Below are 16,897 nucleotides of genomic sequence, written 5' to 3' on the forward strand. Positions count from 1 at the left end.
GGACGAGCCAGGGGCGGGCGGGGCGAGAAGTTCGGGGGCGATCGCAGCAGATGGGGGACAGCAGGCTGATCCAGGGCCGGTACCGGCTGCTCGACCTGATCGGGCGGGGCGGCATGGGCGAGGTGTGGCGATCGCGCGACGAGTCGCTCGGCCGTCATGTCGCCGTGAAGTGCCTCAAGCCCCTCGGCCCGCACCACGACCAGTCCTTCACCCGGGTCCTCAGGGAACGCTTTCGCCGCGAGGCCCGGGTGGCCGCCGCCCTCCAGCACCGCGGGATCACCGTCGTCCACGACTTCGGCGAGTCCGACGGCGTCCTCTACCTGGTCATGGAACTCCTGGAGGGCCGCAACCTCTCCCAGCTCCTGGAGGACAACAAGCACCACCCGCTGCCGGTCGGCGACGTCGTCGAGATCGCCGACCAGGTCGCCTCCGCCCTCGCCTACACTCACCAGCAGGGCATCGTGCACCGCGACCTGAAGCCCGCCAACATCATGCGGCTCGGCGACGGCACGGTGAAGATCTGCGACTTCGGCATCGCCCGCCTCGGCCACGACATCGGCTTCACCTCCCGGCTGACCGGCACCGGCATCGCCATGGGCACCCCGCACTACATGTCGCCGGAGCAGATCGGCGGCTCCGAGGTCGACCAGCGCAGCGACCTGTACTCGCTGGGCTGCGTCCTGTACGAGATCGCCACCGGCGCACCGCCGTTCGACCTCGACGACGCCTGGGCGATCCTCGTCGGCCACCGCGACACCCCGCCCCGGCCGCCGCGCAGCCGGCGGGCCGAACTCCCGGAGTACCTCGAGAAGATCATCCTGGACCTGCTGGCCAAGCTTCCCGACCAACGCCCGTACGACGCCCGGGAGTTGGGCCGCCGCATCAGCTCGGGCCGGACGACACCGGCGTACGTTCCGACCGTCGTGACCCCGCAGCCGGCGCTCCGACCGCCGGAGCGGGCCCCCTCCCGCGAGGCCCGGCTGCCGTCCTGGACCCGCGGTATGACCACCGGCCACAAGGCCACCGGCTCCGGCCTCGGCAGCACACCGCCGGACGCCGGAGCGGGCCTCACCGGCGAATGGATTCCACGGCCCGCCGACGGACGGAGGCAGGACCCGGCGCCCGACCGGGCCCCCGCCCCCTCCGCCGCGGCACTCGCCGCCCTAGTGGGACGGCACAACGCCGGGCTCAGCCTGGGGCGCCTCGGCCGCTGGGCGGAGGCCTGCGAGGTGCACCGCGCGGTCGCCGCCGAACGCGCCCACCTGCTCGGCCCCGAGCACCCAGACACCCTCGCCAGCCGCTACGAGGCCGCCTTCACCCTCAGCCGCACCGGCCGTGCCGCCGACGCCTTGCAGGAGTACAAGTTCGTGGCCGCCGCGAGAACCGGCGCGCTGGGCGCCGACCACCCCGACACCCTCGCCGCCCGCCAGGAAATGGCCTACGTGCTGGGCCAGTTGGGCCGCCATTTCGACGCCCACCAGGTGTACACGTCCGTGCTCGCCGCACGGGAGCGCGGCATGGGTCCCGACCACCCCGACACCCTGCGCTGCCGCCACAACCTCGCCTTCAACCTCAGCAGACTCGGCCGCCTGGAGGACTCGTACCGCATGGCCTGCGACGTGGCCGCCGCCCGCGCCCGAGTGCTTGGCCCCGACCACCCGGACACCCTCGTCACTCGCTACGAGGTCGCCTACGCGCTCGGTCAGTTGGGCCGCTGGCCGGAGGCCCTGCAGACCTACCGCGAGGTCGCCGAGGCCCGCGCCCAGGCCCTCGGCCCCGACCACGCCGACACCCTCGCCGCCCGCTACGAGGTCGGCATCAGCCTCGGCCGCCTGGGCCGCAGCGCCGAGGCGCTCACCCTCTACCGCGACCTGATCGACGACCGCACCCGCGTCCAGGGCCCCACCCACCCCGAGACCCTGCGCGCCCGCCACGGCCTCGGCGTCAACCTCGGCCGTCTGGGCCGCTGGGAGGAGGCCCTCGCCGAGGCGCGCGACGTCTGCGCCATCCGCGAGCGCGTGCTGGGCCCCGAGCACCCCGACACCCTGGTCAGCCGCCGCGAGGTCGCCGTCGGTCTGGGCTGGCTGGGCCGCTGGACCGACGCCCTGACCGAGTACCGCCGAGTGGCCGCCGCCCGCGAACGCGTCCTGGGCTCCGACCACCCCGACACCCTCGCCAGCCGCAACGACGAGGCCCACTGCCTGGAACAGCTCGGCCGCGGCGCCGAGGCCGTCGAGCTGTACCGCCGGGTGGCGGTACTGCGTCAGCAGCGGGCGACGGGCGGGCGCTGACGGGTGTCGCGATTCTGGTGGCCGGTGGGCGCCCGGGCGGCCGTGGGCCTTGGTCGGCGGGGAGGGGGTCCGGTGGGTGGGCGCGAGTTCCGTGGTGTGGCTGCTGCCCGTGAGCATGTCCGGGGGCCCCGGCTACCCGGCACGCTCGCCGGTCGCAACGAGGAGGCCCCTGTCTGGGGCAGCTCGGCCGCGGCGCCGAGCCCGTCGTGCGCCAGCAGCGCGCAGCGGACGGGCGCTGACCCCGTCGCCGTACACCCCTGGCCGCTGGCGATCATCGCGTGTTACCAAGAACCATGGCTGCACACGAGGGACATCGGACATACGACGCCGTGATCGTCGGCGGAGGCCACAACGGCCTGGTCGCCGCCGCCTACCTGGCCCGGGCCGGACGGTCCGTACTGGTCCTGGAGCGGCTGGACCACACCGGGGGCGCCGCCGTCTCCACCCGCCCGTTCGCCGGCGTGGACGCACGGCTGTCGCGCTACTCCTACCTGGTCAGCCTGCTGCCGAAGAAGATCGTGCGCGACCTCGGCCTCGACTTCCGCATCCGCGCCCGCACCGTCTCCTCGTACACCCCCGTGGAACGGGCCGGCCGCCCCACCGGACTCCTCGTCGGCGGCGGCGAGAGGCGCACCCGGGAGGCCTTCGCCCGGCTCACCGGCTCCGACCGCGAGTACGAGGCCTGGCAGCGCTTCTACGGCATGACCGGCCGGGTCGCCGCGCGGGTCTTCCCGACCCTCACCGAACCGCTCCCCGCCCGTGACGAACTGCGCCGCCGCATCGACGACGAGGAGGCCTGGCGGACGCTGTTCGAGGAGCCCGTCGGCGTCGCGGTCGAGGAACGTTTCGCCGACGATCTGGTGCGGGGTGTCGTCCTCACGGACGCCCTCATCGGCACCTTCGCCGACGCCCACGACCCGAGCCTGCGCCAGAACCGCTGCTTCCTGTACCACGTGATCGGCGGCGGCACCGGCGCCTGGGACGTCCCGGTCGGCGGCATGGGCGCCCTGACCGACGCCCTGGCCACCGCCGCGCGGGACGCTGGCGCGGTCCTGGCCACCGGGCACGAGGCCGTACGCATCGACACCGACGGACGAGTCGCCGAGATCACCTTCCGCACGGCGGACGGAGAAGGCGTCGCAGCCGCCCGGTACGTCCTCGTGGGCGCCTCTCCTCAGGCCCTCGCCGAACTCACCGGCGACACGCCCCCGGCACCCGCCGAGGGTGCCCAGCTCAAGGTGAACATGCTCCTCAAGCGGCTGCCGAGGCTGCGCGACAGTTCCGTCGACCCGCGCGAGGCGTTCTCCGGCACCTTCCACATCGCCGAGGGCTACGAACAACTCGCCGCCGCCCACGCCCAGGCCGCCTCCGGACAACTCCCCGCCGCACCGCCCTCGGAGATCTACTGCCACTCCCTCACCGACCCGACCATCCTCGCCCCCGACCTCGTCGACCAGGGCTACCAGACCCTCACCCTCTTCGGCCTGCACACCCCCGCCCGGCTCTTCGAGCGCGACAACGACTCCGTGCGCGAAGAACTCCTGAAGTCCACCCTCGCCCAACTCGACGCCCACCTCGCCGAACCCCTCGCCGACTGCCTGGCGGCCGACGCGGACGGCCGCCCCTGCATCGAGGCGAAGACCCCCCTCGACCTGGAGCGCGACCTGCGCCTGCCGGGCGGCAACATCTTCCACCGCGACCTGACCTGGCCCCACGCCCAGGACGGCACGGGCCGGTGGGGAGTGGAGACCCGGCACGCGAACGTACTGCTGTGCGGAGCGGGCGCGGTGCGGGGCGGCGGCGTGAGCGGGGTGCCCGGGCACAACGCGGCCATGGCGGTACTGGAGGCGACGGGGGAGTGACCGGCTCGGCGCGGGACTTCTTCGACTCACTCGCCGCCGACTACCACCGCATCTTCCCCGACTGGGAAGCGAGCATGGCCCGCCAGGCCACGGCCCTCGACGCTCTCGTCCGCCGGGAACTCGGCCCCGGGCCGCGCAAGTTGCTCGACTGCGCCTGCGGGATCGGCACCCAGGCGATCGGGCTGGCGCGGGCCGGACACGACGTCGTCGGCAGCGACCTGAGCCCGGCGGCCACGACCCGTGCAGTGGCCGAGGCCGCGGCCCGCGGGGTCGTCCCCCCGGCCATGGCGGCGGACATGCGCCAACTTCCCTTCAGAAATGGGGAGTTCGACGCCGTCGTCTGTGCCGACAACTCACTCGCGCACCTGCTGACCGCGCAGGACGTGGGCGCGGCCCTGGGTGACATGCGGCGGGTACTGAGAAGCGACGGGCTGCTTCTGCTCACGCTCCGTGATTACGACGAGCTCCGCAGGACCCGACCCGCGGCCGCTCCTCCGCAGGTGTCCCACGGCGCCGACGGCCGGTCGATCACCTTCCAGCTGTGGCACTGGCACGACGACGGCGAACGCTACGACCAGGAGTACTTCCAGCTCGTGCCCGACGGTGAGGGGTGGGAGGTGCGTGTACGCCGCACGACCTCCTGGGCGCTGCCCCGCACCCAGGTGACCGACGCCGCGGCCGCGGCGGGCTTCGCCGACATCACCTGGCACGCTCCGGAGACCAGCGGCTACTACCAGCCCGTGCTGGCTGCGCGAGCGAGCCGGCGGAACACATGACTCCATTTTGATCACTCAGTGTGAGTGAGATCTCGTTGAAGAGCAACGGCCCGTCCGCCTAGCCTTCGGGAGTCCTCCCGGGTGGCCTCAGCCGCCGGAACGCCGAGTCCTGCGGACGGGCCGTGCCGTACAAGCCGCCCTCTCGCAGGCGCTGTTGAGGAAGCCCCCACCATGCGACCCTCCCTCTCTCCTGCCCGCCTGGGCATAGCCGGCGCAGCAGCCGCACTGCTGCTCCTGCCGTTCGCCCCCCAGGCGTTCGCGGCCACCACTGTCACCCAGGACAGCCTGACGCCCGCCACCATGACCGCGGGCGTCGCGGCGTCGGCCAAGCTGACCGTGCACTCCTCCAGCTGCTTCACGGCCAAGACCCTCGGTGTCGGCGTCCGGGATGCGGCCGGAAAGAACCTGGACTTCCCGGGAAACGCCTCTGATGTCCGGATCTGCCCCAGCGGTGTGAAGTTCACCAGCTCCGCGCGAACGCTGCCGGCAGGTTCGTACACGATCTTCGGTTTCTGGCAGGAGTCCGGCGGGGCCTGGCACAACCTGCCCTCGCACAAGCTGACCGTCGCGGCGCCCTCGACCACGACGTCGAGCAGCGGCGGCTCGCCGGTCTCCGGCCAGTCCGTGGTCTGGTCCGACGACTTCTCGGGTGGCATCGCCTGGGGCTCGAAGTGGGTCGGCGACAAGAGCTCGTCCTACCGGTACGGCGACCACAACCCGGACGACAACAAGCTCGACTGGCTGGACCAGAGCAAGGTCACGACCTCGGGCGGCGTCGCGACCTTCACCGCGCAGCCCTCCTCGCACACCCTGGAGAACGGCAAGCAGGCCTGGGCCACCGGTCTGCTCACCACCGAGGGATCCACCGGCGGCTTCCAGGTGAAGACCGGCGACTACGCCGAGACCCGGGTCAAACTGCCCGCCGGTTCGGGCGCCTGGCCGGCCCTGTGGACCTGGAAGGACGGCAACGGCGAGATCGACTCCTTCGAGTACCACCCGGACAACCCGAACCTGCTGGAGCTGACCAATCACGTCACCTCCGGCTCCGACTACTACACCGACTCCGCAGCGGTCGCGCCCGGCCAGTGGGTCACCATCGGCACCCACTACGGCGCGAGCTCGGTGGACTGGTACGTCAACGGCAAGAAGGTCTACTCGGACGGGCACGGCGTGGGCAGTGACTTCTCCGCGTACCTGATCCTCAACCTGTCGGTCTGCGCCGGCCAGTACCACCCCGCGCCCTCCGGCTCGACGCCGCTGAGCATGCAGGCGGACTACGTGAAGGTGTACCGCTGATCAGCAGTCGACGGACAGCGTGAACGGCGTACGGTCGTTTCGCGGATCGCGGTCGTCGTCGCCGACCACCTGGATGTGCCCCTCGGCCTTGGTGCCGGGGGGCACATCCGCGTCCACCCGGACCGGAACCAGCGCCGTGGCCGTCCGGAACCGCGCCAGGCCCGGCCCGAAGACGCAGCGCACCAGGCGGCCGCGGGCCTCGGTGCGGCAGTCCTCGGGGAAGTACGGCCCCTGCGCGGTGAAGCCCGAGGGGAGCCTCACGACCACGGTGAACGGCGAGGCGGTCTGCTCCGGTCCCTTGTTGGCCACGAAGGCGTGCACCACGGTACGGCCGCCGGGTGGTGCGGCGGCCGGGTCGATCCGGACCACCTCCAGATCCGAGTCCGAGGGTGCGGCCGCCAGACCGGTCACGCACATGGCCGCCACGCCCACCGCCAGCGCGGTCGTCATTTTCCCGACCATCCGACGCCTCCCACGTTCCGTGCGTTGATCAGCACTCACGGTAGCGGTGCGGCGGACGATTCTCGGTGACCGTGCTGTCTCGATGCGCGGTGTGGGAGGTGGTCGCCGTGATCACGGAGGAGCGGGGGCCCTCCGGCCGTCAGTCGGCCGACTCGACCCACCCCGCGGCCACGATCCGCGCCGAGTCCGCCGGACGCCCCTCGTCGAACAGCACGGTGTCCGCCGCCCGTACGCGGATTCCGTCGATGTACGCGCCGCGGCCCACGTACTGCTTGTCGGTCGTGTACCGCCAGCGCAAGGTCAGCCGGGTGTGCGTCGGCAGGTCGGCCGCCATCCGGTGCCAGGTGCGGTCCGACCAGCCGGTGACCGAGCCCGAGGGATGCTCCTGCGGCTGCTCCCCGTGGCGCCCGGTCATGAAGGGGAGCGGCTGCCAGGTGGTGCCGCCGTCCGTCGTGGCCTCCAGGACGAGGACATCGGACGAGGGTTCGGTGTCCCACCACAGGGCGGAGGTCAGCCGTGCCGCACCGTCCGTCGTGTCGAGCGCGGGCAGCGTGAGCGTGGCGGTCGTGGCGTTCGACATGCCCGAGAACCACGCCGTACGTCCGTGCGCCGGGCGTACCGGCAACGCGCGCGCCAGGTTGTTGCCGGCCGCGACCCGGGGAGCCGAGCCGGAGCGCCAGCTGCGCACCGGATGGACCGAGTTGCCGAGCACGACGAGGAAGGAGTCGGTGGTCGGGTCGAGCACCAGGGAGGTGCCGGTGAAACCGGTGTGCCCGGCGGTGCGGGGGGTGGCCATGGCGCCCATGTACCAGTGCTGGTAGAGCTCGAATCCCAGGCCGTGCTCGTGGCCGGGGAACGCGGTGTTGAAGTCGGTGAACATCAGCTCCACCGACTCCCGCCGCAGGACGCGCGCCCGGCCGTAGCAGCCGCCGTTGAGTAGCGTCCGGCCGAGCACGGCCAGGTCCCAGGCGCACGAGAACACCCCGGCGTGTCCGGCGACCCCGCCGAGGCTGTAGGCGTTCTCGTCGTGCACCTCGCCCCACACGAGCCCCCGCTCCAGACCGGACCAGGGCCCCCGCTGGTCCTCCGTGGCCGCGATCTTCGGCTTCCAGGAGGCGGGCGGGTTGTAGCGGGTGCGGTCGAGGCCGAGCGGCCCCGTGATCTCGTCGCGCAGGAGAGTGTCGAGCGCGCGGCCCGTGATCCTCTCCAGGACCAGCTGGAGCGAGATCAGGTTCAGGTCGGAGTAGAGGTACCTGGTGCCGGGCGGATTGATCGGGGCTTCGTCGAGGACGAGCTGAAGTCTCGCCTCGTGTGTAGGCGCCTTGTACAGCGGGATCCAGTCACGGAACCCCGAGGTGTGGGTGAGGAGCTGACGGATCGTGATGTCCTGCTTGCCCGCCGCGCCGAACTCCGGGAGGTACGAGGCGACCGTCCCCTCCAGCTCCAGCGCGCCCCGTTCCAGCTGCTGCACGGCCAGCAGCGAGGTGAACAGCTTGGAGACCGAGGCCAGGTCGAAGACCGTGTCCTCGGCCATGGGGATCTGCCGGTCGGGCGGGAACTCGACACCGGTGTCGGTCTTCTCGTCGTACGCCGCGTAGCGCACCGCCATCCCGATGGGCCGGTGCAGCGCCACGGTGCCGCCCCGCCCGGCCAGCAGCACGGCGCCCGCGTACCAGGGGTGATTGGGGGAGGGGCCGAGGAACGTCTCGGCGTCCACGACCAGTTGACGCAGGGGGGCGGCGAGCAGGCCGGCGCGTTCCGGGGTGCCGTGGCGCAGTACGAGGTGCCCGGAGGCCGTGGTCGCCTCGGCCGGTCCCGCGGGGAAGGGGGCGATGGTCAGGGCGCCGCAAAGGGCGAGTGCGGCACGTCCGATCTGGCGACGCGTCGGCATCCGGCCGTCGCTCGCGTCTGCTGCCGCTGCGTCGTCGGTCACCCGAGAAACCCTCGTGTCGGTCGTGACGCATGTCAACAAGGCATGCCGACCAACAAAACTGACGATGCATCAGAAAAGCCCTTCCGTCGGCCGGAGGACTGCGGCATTCTGCGCCCATGCAGACGGAGCTGAGCAAGAAACTGGGAGTCGAGCACGCCATATTCGGCTTCACGCCGTTCCCCGCCGTCGCCGCGGCCATCAGCCGGGCCGGCGGCTTCGGAGTGCTCGGCGCGGTCCGCTACACCGCCCCCGACGATCTCAAACGCGACCTCGACTGGGTCGAGGCGCACGTCGGCGGAGCGCCGTACGGCCTCGATGTCGTCATGCCCGCCAAGAAGGTCGAAGGTGTCAGCGAGGCCGACGTCGAGGCCATGATCCCCGAGACCCACCGGCAGTTCGTTCAGGAGACCCTGGCCAAGTACGGAGTGCCCGAACTGGCCGACGGCGAGGCCTCCGGCTGGCGCATCACCGGCTGGATGGAGCAGGTCGCCCGGGGCCAGCTCGATGTCGCCTTCGACTACCCGATCCGGCTGCTCGCCAACGCCCTCGGCTCCCCGCCCGCCGACGTGGTGGCCCGCGCCCACGAGCGGAACGTGCTCGTCGCGGCCCTCGCGGGCAGCGCCCGGCACGCCGTCAAGCACAAGGAAGCCGGCATCGACATCGTCGTCGCCCAGGGCTACGAGGCCGGCGGCCACACCGGCGAGATCGCCTCCATGGTGCTCACCCCGGAGGTCGTCGACGCCGTCGATCCACTGCCCGTGCTGGCGGCCGGAGGCATCGGCAGCGGACAGCAGGTGGCCGCCGCGCTCGCCCTCGGCGCGCAGGGGGTGTGGCTGGGCTCCCTGTGGCTGACGTGCACCGAGGCCGACATGTCCTCGCCCGCGGTGACGCGGAAGCTGCTTGCCGCCGGCTCCGGCGACACCGTGCGCTCCCGCGCGCTGACCGGGAAACCCGCGCGGCAACTCCGTACCGAATGGACCGACGCGTGGGACGACCCGGCCGGACCCGGCACCCTCCCCATGCCGTTGCAGGGCCTGCTGGTCGCCGAGGCCCTCACCCGCATCCAGAAGTACGAGGTCGCGCCCCTGCTCGGCACACCCGTCGGCCAGATCGTCGGCCGGATGACCAGCGAACGCTCTGTCCAGGCCGTCTTCGACGACCTCACCCGCGGCTTCGAGCAGGCCGTCGACCGCATCAACCGCATCGCCGGAAGGAGCGGCAAGTGACGAGTACGCCCCCCGCGGGATTCTGGGCCCAGGCCACCGCCGATCCCGACCGCCCGGTCCTCGTCGCCCCCGACGGCGAGCAGTGGACCGCCGGACGCCTGAACGCGGCCGTCAACCGTCTGGTGCACGGTCTGCGCGCCGCCGGACTCGAACGCGGCGACGCCTTCGCGGTCGTCCTGCCCAACGGCGTCGAGTTCTTCACCGCGTATCTCGCCGCCAGCCAGGCCGGTTTCTACCTCGTCCCGGTCAACCACCACTTCGTCGGCCCCGAGATCGGCTGGATCGTCGCCGACTCCGGCGCCAAGGTGCTCATCTCCCACGAGCGGTTCGCCGGCCCCGCCCGCCACGCCGCCGAGGAGGCCGGTCTCCCGGCCACCCACCGGTACGCCGTCGGCACGGTCGAGGGCTTCCGCCCGTACGCCGAACTCCTCGACGGACAACCGGAGTCGGCGCCCTCGGACCGCGAGCTCGGCTGGGTCATGAACTACACGTCGGGCACCACCGGCCGCCCCCGCGGCATCCGTCGCCCGCTGCCCGGCAAGACCCCCGAGGAGGCCTATCTCGGGGGCTTCCTCGGCATCTTCGGCATCAAGCCGTACGGCGACAACGTCCACCTCGTCTGCTCGCCGCTGTACCACACGGCCGTACTGCAGTTCGCGGGCGCGTCCCTGCACATCGGCCACCGCCTCGTCCTGATGGACAAGTGGACGCCCGAGGAGATGCTCCGGCTGATCGACCGTGAGAAGTGCACACACACCCACATGGTGCCGACCCAGTTCCACCGCCTGCTCGCGCTGCCGGAGTCGGTGCGTCGTTCCTACGACGTCTCGTCCATGCGGCACGCCATCCACGGCGCCGCCCCCTGCCCGGACCATGTGAAGCGGGCGATGATCGACTGGTGGGGCCACAGCGTGGAGGAGTACTACGCGGCCAGCGAGGGCGGCGGCGCCTTCGCCACCGCCGAGGACTGGCTGAAGAAGCCCGGTACCGTCGGCAAGGCCTGGCCCATCAGCGAACTCGCGGTCTTCGACGACGACGGCAACCGGCTGCCGCCCGGCGAGCTGGGCACCGTCTACATGAAGATGAACACCGGCGGCTTCGCCTACCACAAGGACGAAGCCAAGACGAAGAAGAACCGCATCGGCGACTTCTTCACCGTCGGCGACCTCGGCTACCTCGACGAGGACGGCTACCTCTTCCTCCGCGACCGCAAGATCGACATGATCATCTCGGGAGGGGTCAACATCTACCCGGCCGAGATCGAGTCGGCCCTGCTCGCCCACCCCGCCGTTGCCGACGCCGCCGTCTTCGGCATCCCGCACGACGACTGGGGCGAGGAGGTCAAGGCGGTCGTCGAACCGGCCCCGGGGCATGAACCCGGTCCGGACCTCGCCGCCGGCCTCCTCGCCCACTGCGCCGGGCAACTCGCCGGTTACAAGCGGCCGAAGAGCGTCGACTTCATCGCCGAGATGCCCCGCGACCCCAACGGCAAGCTGTACAAGCGGCGGCTGCGGGACCCGTACTGGGAGGGACGCACCCGCCCGGTGTGAGTGCCCGTCAGGAGTGGACCCGGACCACCCTCAGCGCCGGCGACGCCAGGATGTCCTTCTCGCAGAAGCGGGCCGTGACCCACTTCTCCCGGGAGTACAGACGGGTCTGGTCGCTGAAGTGGGGCGAGTCCGGGTTCTCCGACTGCGAGTACGTCAGGAGGGTGCGGGCCACCGGGCAGCGGCTGCCGTTCCAGCCGACGGCCTGGATGTGGCTGGAGCCGGTGCCCACCTCCGTGCAGCCGCCGCTCGTCGCGTTCCAGGTCGGCTGGACCACGTTCCACACCCCGAGCCGGCTCGCGCCTCCCGGTATCGCGATGTGCTCGCCGCCACGGACGACGTACTGGTGGTCGCCGAGCCGCGCGTCCAGCGCGATGCCGGCGCCGCGCAGTTCCGCCACCGTGTCCGCCAGGGCCGTGGCGAAGGCCGGGTCGCCGGTGTCGAGGGTGTTCGGTGTGCGCACCGGGTCGGCCGCAGAGAACGGCACCTTCCACAGCCGGTCCGTGGGGAGCCTGCGCCAGAGCCGGTCGAAGAGCAGCGCGCCACGGCTGCCGGTGTTCGCGGTGTGGTCCCACACGGCGAGCACACCGCATGCCTGGCTGACGTCGACGACCTCGCCTTCACTGCCCGTTGCCCTGCCGCCGGGCAGCGCGGCGCATGCCTTCGCCAGGTCGGAGGCGGCCAGGTGGCCCGTGGGCACACGGTTGGCGAACTGCTGCCTCCGCAGGTCCTGGACGGTCAGCCGGCCCCGCTTCGCCATCGCCGACACGTCCTCGATCGCGCCCCGGGTCCGCGGTGACCGCTGCGTTCCGATGTCGCCGAACCAAGTTCCTGCACTGCTGGCCCCCATCATGGTGCACCCGAGTCAGAACAGCCGTGAAGCCCCTGGTAGGACAGGTCTCACCACAAGATCACGTCCGTAACCACCAGAGCCCGTGCCGAGAAGGGCGCGCCCTGCGGGCACGACTGCAATATCCGTCGCGCTCCGCGCGATCACGGGCGGCATACCCACGACGAGACGCGGCCCGTCGCCGTCCGCACCACTGAGACCCTTCCGAGGAACACCCTGCCCGAGGAAGTGAGCGATCCCTCATCCCAGCTCGGCCTGGCCGGAGATCCGCCTCCGCCGGCCTGCCTCCAGGTCGCCAAACGCGCAGGTCGGGGGAGAGCGGCAGCACCTGAAACGCAGAGTCACCATCGACCGGTTTGTGACAAAGGCTGCAAATGCCAGTGAATCCTTTGCTTTGGATAGGCATTCGGTCATCGTCGTGGGGTCCCGCCATCGCCATCCCGAGATGGCCAGCCATGCCAGGAGCAAGAACAGAATGCCGAACTCCAAGTCCGTCCGTCTGCTGCGCCGCGTGGCTCTCGGCAGCACGGTGGCCGTCTCGTTCGCCCTGGCCGGTTTCGGTGCCGGCACGAGCGCAGCCGCAACCGACGTCAGCGCGCAGGGCGCCCCTGCCGGCGCCCCGAGCGCTTCGATCGCCCACAGTGCGGCGACGTACGGCCGGACTGTGGCACTCACCTTCGACGACGGCCCGGGGCCGTACACCGGTCAGGTCCTGGACCTGCTCGCCCAGTACCACGCGCCGGCGACCTTCTGCCAGATAGGCAACCAGGCCGCCGCGAACTCCGCCCTGGTCAAGCGCATCCTCGCCGACGGCCACCGGCTGTGCGACCACACCGTGGACCACCCCCAGCCGATGCGTACCCTCCCGCACGCCACGCAGGTCCACGAGATCACCGCAGCCAAGGAAATGATCAGCAAGGCCGGCGGGCCAGGCACCCGGATCAGGTGGTTCCGTGCACCCGGCGGTGACTTCAGCCCCGAAAACCGCCGGATAGCCGTACAGGACGGTCTACGCCCGCTGGGCTGGACCGTCGACCCCCGCGACTGGTCGCGCCCCGGTGTCGCCTCGATCGTCGCCACCGTGAAACGGGAACTGCGTCCCGGCGGCGTCGTCCTCATGCACGACGGCGGCGGCAACCGCAGCCAGACCGTGGCAGCCCTGCGCGAACTGCTCCCCTGGCTGACCCGGCAGGGCTACAGGTTCAGCCTTCCCGCAAGCTGACGAGGCAGCTTCGATTCGATCTTTCACCTGCCGGCGTCGCACGTGTCCACGCCGGGTAAACGCCACACGCCAGAGCGGCCTTCGTCGAGTCCTGTGGGCCGGAGCAAGAAACGCCCGGGACCATGACGGACGAAGGCCGTGGCCGACCACCGTCGGCCAGGCCGTGCCGCCCCGGCATAGGCGGTCGATCGGCGTGCGGTGCTCTTGCGTCTGCTAGCGGACGACGCGGATGGTCACCGGCGCGGAGATGCGGTCCGTCTTCGCGTGCTTGTGGTGCTCGTCGGTCGCGTAGAGCACCGAACGGAACTGCAGCTCGCCCGGGTGCGTGGCCTTCACGTTTGCCCGCGCATTGGCGTTGAAGGTCCGCGTGACGGCGTGCCAGTGGCCCCACCGGCCGGGTTTGCCGGACCGCTCCTGTATGACGAGGACGGTATGCCAGTGGGCGTCGTCGCCACCCTGGCCGTGTACTTTCACCACGTGGCCGGCGTGCACGGTGTGGGGCGTGGCCTCAATCGAGATGTCGCTCTTCGCGAACGCCGGGGACGCCGCCAGCGCCGCTGAGGCCACACCCACCGCGCCGACTGCCGCGAGCCGCTTCATACCAAGCTTCATGCTCGGGTCTCCCTGGATTCCTTGGTGCCCTCTGCGCCGGCTGGGGTTCATAGCTGCCTGATTGGCGCGCTTCCACCGAAGAAGAGCAGTTGCCGCGCTGAGAAGTTGGCCCCCGATCGTCACTGCCTCGTAACCGGTGTCCTCCGGGCGCCACCCCGGCCGGGCCCCTGTTCGGGCCTTCGGGAAGGCGCCGACCCGGCAGGGGTATGAAAGCTACGCCAGAAACCCGCCACGACGATCTTGGTGTCTTCACGCGCCGATGATCAACCGTGGCCGCAGGCATCTCACAGCCGGTCCACCGGCAAGATCGCGATCTACGGCTGGAGTGCCGGATCGCGCTGATACCAGGTGTCCGGCTTGCCGCCGAGGTCGGCCTGGTCTGCCGGGCCGACCGGGACGAACCCGGCCTTGGTCACTAGAAGTGACTGCGGGTGCCGATCGCGTGCGTTTCGTGCGCCGGAGTCTGCGCAGTGCAGCCGGATCCAGGGCAGGCAGCTCGGCAAACCTGCCTGCTGTCAGCCTGTATCGCCGGACGGTGCGCAGGTCTTCATGCATGCAGCGGTGTAGTTCTGTGCGGGCGTGGCCCTGGCCGCGGCGTATTACTGACTTCCTCGGGGTGTTGTCGGGGGGCGGTGACGGGTGGTGATCCCTGCGGTAGGCCGGTGGCATGCGGTACGCGCAGGGTGGCGGGCTGACCGCCGAGAGGCGACGGCTTCGTGAGCGGATCCGGTACGAGGCAGGTGAGCGGTTCGGCCGTGGTGAGAGGACTGCGGTGATCGCTCTCGGGCCGGTGGCCGAGGACTGCCGTACTCTCGGAACCGCCGCTGGCCACCCCTCCGACCGCCTCCGGCTCGCCGCAACAGTCACTTCCGCCGGGTCACAAGCAGCCGGTAGGGGGTGAGGCTGGGGGCTGCTACTTGGTGCCGACCGTGCGCAGTGTGGCGAGCACCAGTGCCCGGGTGACGGTGACGATCTCGCTCACGCGGACCTGTTCCTGTGGACCGTGTGCGAGGCGCACGTCGCCGGGGCCGTACTGCAGCGTGGGGATGCCCGCCCCGGAGTACAGTCGCAGGTCGCTGCCGTAGGGGGCGCCTCGCTCGGAAGGTCGCGGGCCGCCGGTGACGTCGGCGTGCGCGTCGGCGACATGGGCCGCGAGCGGATGCCCGGCCGGCAGCCGTCCGCTGGCGAACTGCCCGCCGGGCCACGTCACCGTGGCGGGGTGGGAGCGCAGCCACGGGTCGGCCGCGCAGGCTTCGGCCACGCACGCCTCCAGTTCGGTGCGTGCCTGGGCCGGATCCTCGCCCAGCCGGACGCCCAGTCTTCCCTCGGCCACCAGGAGGTCGGGCACGCTGCTGGCCCAGTCGCCGGAATGGACGGTACCGACGGACAGCGGGTAGGGGATGGGGTATTCGGACATGAGCGGGTCGGCGCCGAGGTTGCGGCGGGCTTCCAGACGGGCGAGCGCGCGGTGGATGGGCAGGTATGCGTCGATGGCGCTCACTCCCACGTATCTGGTGCTGCCGTGGGTGGCCCGGCCGGGTACTTGGATGCGAAAGGTCAGGGCGCCGGCGTTCGCGGTCATGACCGCGCCGCTGGTCGGTTCGGTGATGATGCAGGCATCGCCGGTGTGGCCGCGTTGGAGGGTGCCGAACGCCCCGAGCCCTCCGTCCTCTTCGCTGACTACGAAATGCGCGGACACCTGGCCGCGCAACCTTGCGCCCGCCTCCCGTATCGCGGCCAGGGCGGCGAGTATCGCCACCACCCCCGCCTTCATGTCGCACGCTCCTCGTGCGTGCACCACGTCCCCGGTGACCCGGGGGCGGAAGGGGTCGCCCTCCCAACGCGCCAGGTCTCCGGAAGGGACGACGTCGACGTGCCCCTGGAGGATCAGGGTCGGCCCGTCACCCTGGGGCACCGTGCCGCCCACCAGGCCCCACGCCTCGGTGCGCGGGGCCTCGCTGCCGGGAAAACGGGGATGGTCACGTAGCTCGGGCAGGTTCATGGACCACAGGTCGACATCGAGGTCCATCCGCTTCAGATGCCGGGCAAGGACGTGCTGAACCTCGGACTCCGCGGCGCTCCCCGTCACGCTCGGAACAACGAGAAGTTCCAGCAGCAACCGGGCGATGGCCGACTCGTCCACCGCGGCCAGGGCCGAGGCTTCCACATCGCTCAGGCTTGCTGTCATCTCAACACCGCTCCCACCACGTGACATCAGGACAAGCCGGAGACTATGTTCGACGGACAACGCAAGCAATCGCCATTTGCTGCTGCCCACTGTCGCTTTCTTGCAATGTCAGCGGGCCTGTGGTCATTTCTTGCGCCGGGCCGCAGGTGCTGACGTCTGGAGTGAGGTCATGGACGCCATCGATCAAGCGATCATCCGGTACGTGCTGCACGACGCGCGGGCCACATACGCCCAGATCGGCAAGGCGGCCGGGCTGTCCGCGCCCGCCGCCAAGCGGCGTCTCGACCGCCTCGTGGCCACCGGAGCGATCCGCGGTTTCACCGCTCTCGTCGATCCTCAGGCGCTGGCCTGGCATACCGAGGCTTTCGTCGAGGTCTACTGCACCGGCAATCCCACCCCCGCCGAACTGCGCCAAGCCCTGGAGGCCATCCCCGAGGTCGTCGAAGCCTGCACCGTCTCGGGCGCCGCCGACGCAGTCGTCCACATGCTCGCCAGAGACATCCCCCACCTGGAACAGGCCATCCAACGCGTGCGCGCCACCGCTCCTGTGGAACGGACCGAGAGCGCCATCGTGCTCTCCCGGTTGTTGGACCGGCCTCGCGTGTGATCGACACCGTGGGACCACCGCGAGT

General features: G+C 71.1%; 12 protein-coding genes and 3 pseudogenes. 9 read left to right on the forward strand and 6 right to left on the reverse strand.

Annotated elements, in window-relative coordinates; all coding sequences use genetic code 11:
• Positions 1-50: 50 nt before the first annotated feature.
• The 4 genes from LJ657_RS29370 to LJ657_RS29385 all read left to right on the forward strand — a co-directional run bounded on the left by LJ657_RS29370 (position 51) and on the right by LJ657_RS29385 (position 6,225).
• Entirely contained in the window at positions 51-2,291 is a 2,241-nt protein-coding gene (locus LJ657_RS29370) for a serine/threonine-protein kinase (protein ID WP_232651855.1), read from the forward strand.
• 293 nt (positions 2,292-2,584) lie between these two features.
• Positions 2,585-4,153, forward strand: coding sequence for a phytoene desaturase family protein (locus LJ657_RS29375; RefSeq protein ID WP_232651856.1), 1,569 nt, complete (start codon positions 2,585-2,587; stop codon positions 4,151-4,153).
• The gene (locus LJ657_RS29380; protein WP_232651857.1) at positions 4,150-4,929 is read left to right on the forward strand and encodes a class I SAM-dependent methyltransferase; all 780 of its coding nucleotides are present in this window, start codon (positions 4,150-4,152) and stop codon (positions 4,927-4,929) included. The genes LJ657_RS29375 and LJ657_RS29380 overlap by 4 nt, the downstream gene beginning before the upstream one ends.
• Positions 4,930-5,100: 171 nt before the next feature.
• The gene (locus LJ657_RS29385) at positions 5,101-6,225 is read left to right on the forward strand and encodes a glycoside hydrolase family 16 protein (RefSeq protein ID WP_232651858.1); all 1,125 of its coding nucleotides are present in this window, start codon (positions 5,101-5,103) and stop codon (positions 6,223-6,225) included.
• Here the strand turns inward: LJ657_RS29385 and LJ657_RS29390 are convergent, their stop codons facing one another.
• Together LJ657_RS29390 and LJ657_RS29395 are read right to left on the reverse strand one after the other, a co-directional pair.
• Positions 6,226-6,675: a hypothetical protein gene (locus tag LJ657_RS29390; RefSeq protein ID WP_232651859.1), complete on the reverse strand. Its 450-nt coding sequence runs from the start codon at positions 6,673-6,675 to the stop codon at positions 6,226-6,228.
• Positions 6,676-6,826: 151 nt separating this feature from the next.
• Entirely contained in the window at positions 6,827-8,578 is a 1,752-nt protein-coding gene (locus LJ657_RS29395; RefSeq protein WP_232652006.1) for a serine hydrolase domain-containing protein, read from the reverse strand.
• A 158-nt stretch (positions 8,579-8,736) separates the two neighbouring features.
• Between LJ657_RS29395 and LJ657_RS29400 the strand changes: the two genes are divergently transcribed.
• Both LJ657_RS29400 and LJ657_RS29405 read left to right on the forward strand, forming a co-directional pair.
• The gene (locus LJ657_RS29400; RefSeq protein WP_232651860.1) at positions 8,737-9,846 is read left to right on the forward strand and encodes an NAD(P)H-dependent flavin oxidoreductase; all 1,110 of its coding nucleotides are present in this window, start codon (positions 8,737-8,739) and stop codon (positions 9,844-9,846) included.
• On the forward strand, positions 9,843-11,396 hold the full coding sequence (locus tag LJ657_RS29405) for an acyl-CoA synthetase (RefSeq protein ID WP_232651861.1): 1,554 nt from the start codon (positions 9,843-9,845) through the stop codon (positions 11,394-11,396). The genes LJ657_RS29400 and LJ657_RS29405 overlap by 4 nt, the downstream gene beginning before the upstream one ends.
• Positions 11,397-11,403: 7 nt before the next feature.
• Here the strand turns inward: LJ657_RS29405 and LJ657_RS29410 are convergent.
• Positions 11,404-12,216, reverse strand: a pseudogene (locus LJ657_RS29410) (penicillin acylase family protein); the annotation flags it as partial.
• 502 nt (positions 12,217-12,718) lie between these two features.
• Here LJ657_RS29410 and LJ657_RS29415 point away from each other — a divergent pair.
• On the forward strand, positions 12,719-13,465 hold the full coding sequence (locus LJ657_RS29415) for a polysaccharide deacetylase family protein (protein WP_232651862.1): 747 nt from the start codon (positions 12,719-12,721) through the stop codon (positions 13,463-13,465).
• A 213-nt stretch (positions 13,466-13,678) separates the two neighbouring features.
• Here LJ657_RS29415 and LJ657_RS29420 read toward each other — a convergent pair whose 3' ends face one another.
• Positions 13,679-14,077 carry a hypothetical protein gene (locus tag LJ657_RS29420; protein ID WP_232651863.1) on the reverse strand — a complete coding sequence of 133 codons (399 nt, stop codon included), beginning with the start codon at positions 14,075-14,077 and terminating at the stop codon, positions 13,679-13,681.
• A 314-nt stretch (positions 14,078-14,391) separates the two neighbouring features.
• Positions 14,392-14,493: pseudogene (locus tag LJ657_RS29425) on the reverse strand (GNAT family N-acetyltransferase); the annotation flags it as partial.
• A 251-nt stretch (positions 14,494-14,744) separates the two neighbouring features.
• Here LJ657_RS29425 and LJ657_RS49375 point away from each other — a divergent pair.
• Positions 14,745-14,858, forward strand: a pseudogene (locus LJ657_RS49375) (IS630 family transposase); the annotation flags it as partial.
• A gap of 132 nt (positions 14,859-14,990) precedes the next feature.
• Here LJ657_RS49375 and LJ657_RS29430 read toward each other — a convergent pair.
• On the reverse strand, positions 14,991-16,265 hold the full coding sequence (locus tag LJ657_RS29430; protein WP_232651864.1) for an ArgE/DapE family deacylase: 1,275 nt from the start codon (positions 16,263-16,265) through the stop codon (positions 14,991-14,993).
• Between the two features lie 169 nt (positions 16,266-16,434).
• On the opposite strand from LJ657_RS29430, the gene LJ657_RS29435 reads away from it, so the two are divergent.
• Positions 16,435-16,872, forward strand: coding sequence for an Lrp/AsnC family transcriptional regulator (locus LJ657_RS29435; RefSeq protein WP_232651865.1), 438 nt, complete (start codon positions 16,435-16,437; stop codon positions 16,870-16,872).
• The last annotated feature ends 25 nt before the right edge of the window (positions 16,873-16,897 follow it).

The sequence above is a fragment of the Streptomyces guryensis genome, from assembly GCF_021261325.1.
GTDB lineage: Bacteria > Actinomycetota > Actinomycetes > Streptomycetales > Streptomycetaceae > Streptomyces > Streptomyces guryensis.

Coding starts and splice junctions, on each gene's coding strand:
- LJ657_RS29375 (WP_232651856.1), top strand. CDS start 2,585: ATGGCTGCACACGAGGGACATCGGACATACGACGCCGTGATCGTCGGC.
- LJ657_RS29390 (WP_232651859.1), bottom strand. CDS start 6,675: ATGACGACCGCGCTGGCGGTGGGCGTGGCGGCCATGTGCGTGACCGGT.
- LJ657_RS29420 (WP_232651863.1), bottom strand. CDS start 14,077: ATGAAGCTTGGTATGAAGCGGCTCGCGGCAGTCGGCGCGGTGGGTGTG.
- LJ657_RS29430 (WP_232651864.1), bottom strand. CDS start 16,265: ATGACAGCAAGCCTGAGCGATGTGGAAGCCTCGGCCCTGGCCGCGGTG.
- LJ657_RS29415 (WP_232651862.1), top strand. CDS start 12,719: ATGCCGAACTCCAAGTCCGTCCGTCTGCTGCGCCGCGTGGCTCTCGGC.
- LJ657_RS29385 (WP_232651858.1), top strand. CDS start 5,101: ATGCGACCCTCCCTCTCTCCTGCCCGCCTGGGCATAGCCGGCGCAGCA.
- LJ657_RS29400 (WP_232651860.1), top strand. CDS start 8,737: ATGCAGACGGAGCTGAGCAAGAAACTGGGAGTCGAGCACGCCATATTC.
- LJ657_RS29395 (WP_232652006.1), bottom strand. CDS start 8,578: ATGCCGACGCGTCGCCAGATCGGACGTGCCGCACTCGCCCTTTGCGGC.
- LJ657_RS29435 (WP_232651865.1), top strand. CDS start 16,435: ATGGACGCCATCGATCAAGCGATCATCCGGTACGTGCTGCACGACGCG.
- LJ657_RS29370 (WP_232651855.1), top strand. CDS start 51: ATGGGGGACAGCAGGCTGATCCAGGGCCGGTACCGGCTGCTCGACCTG.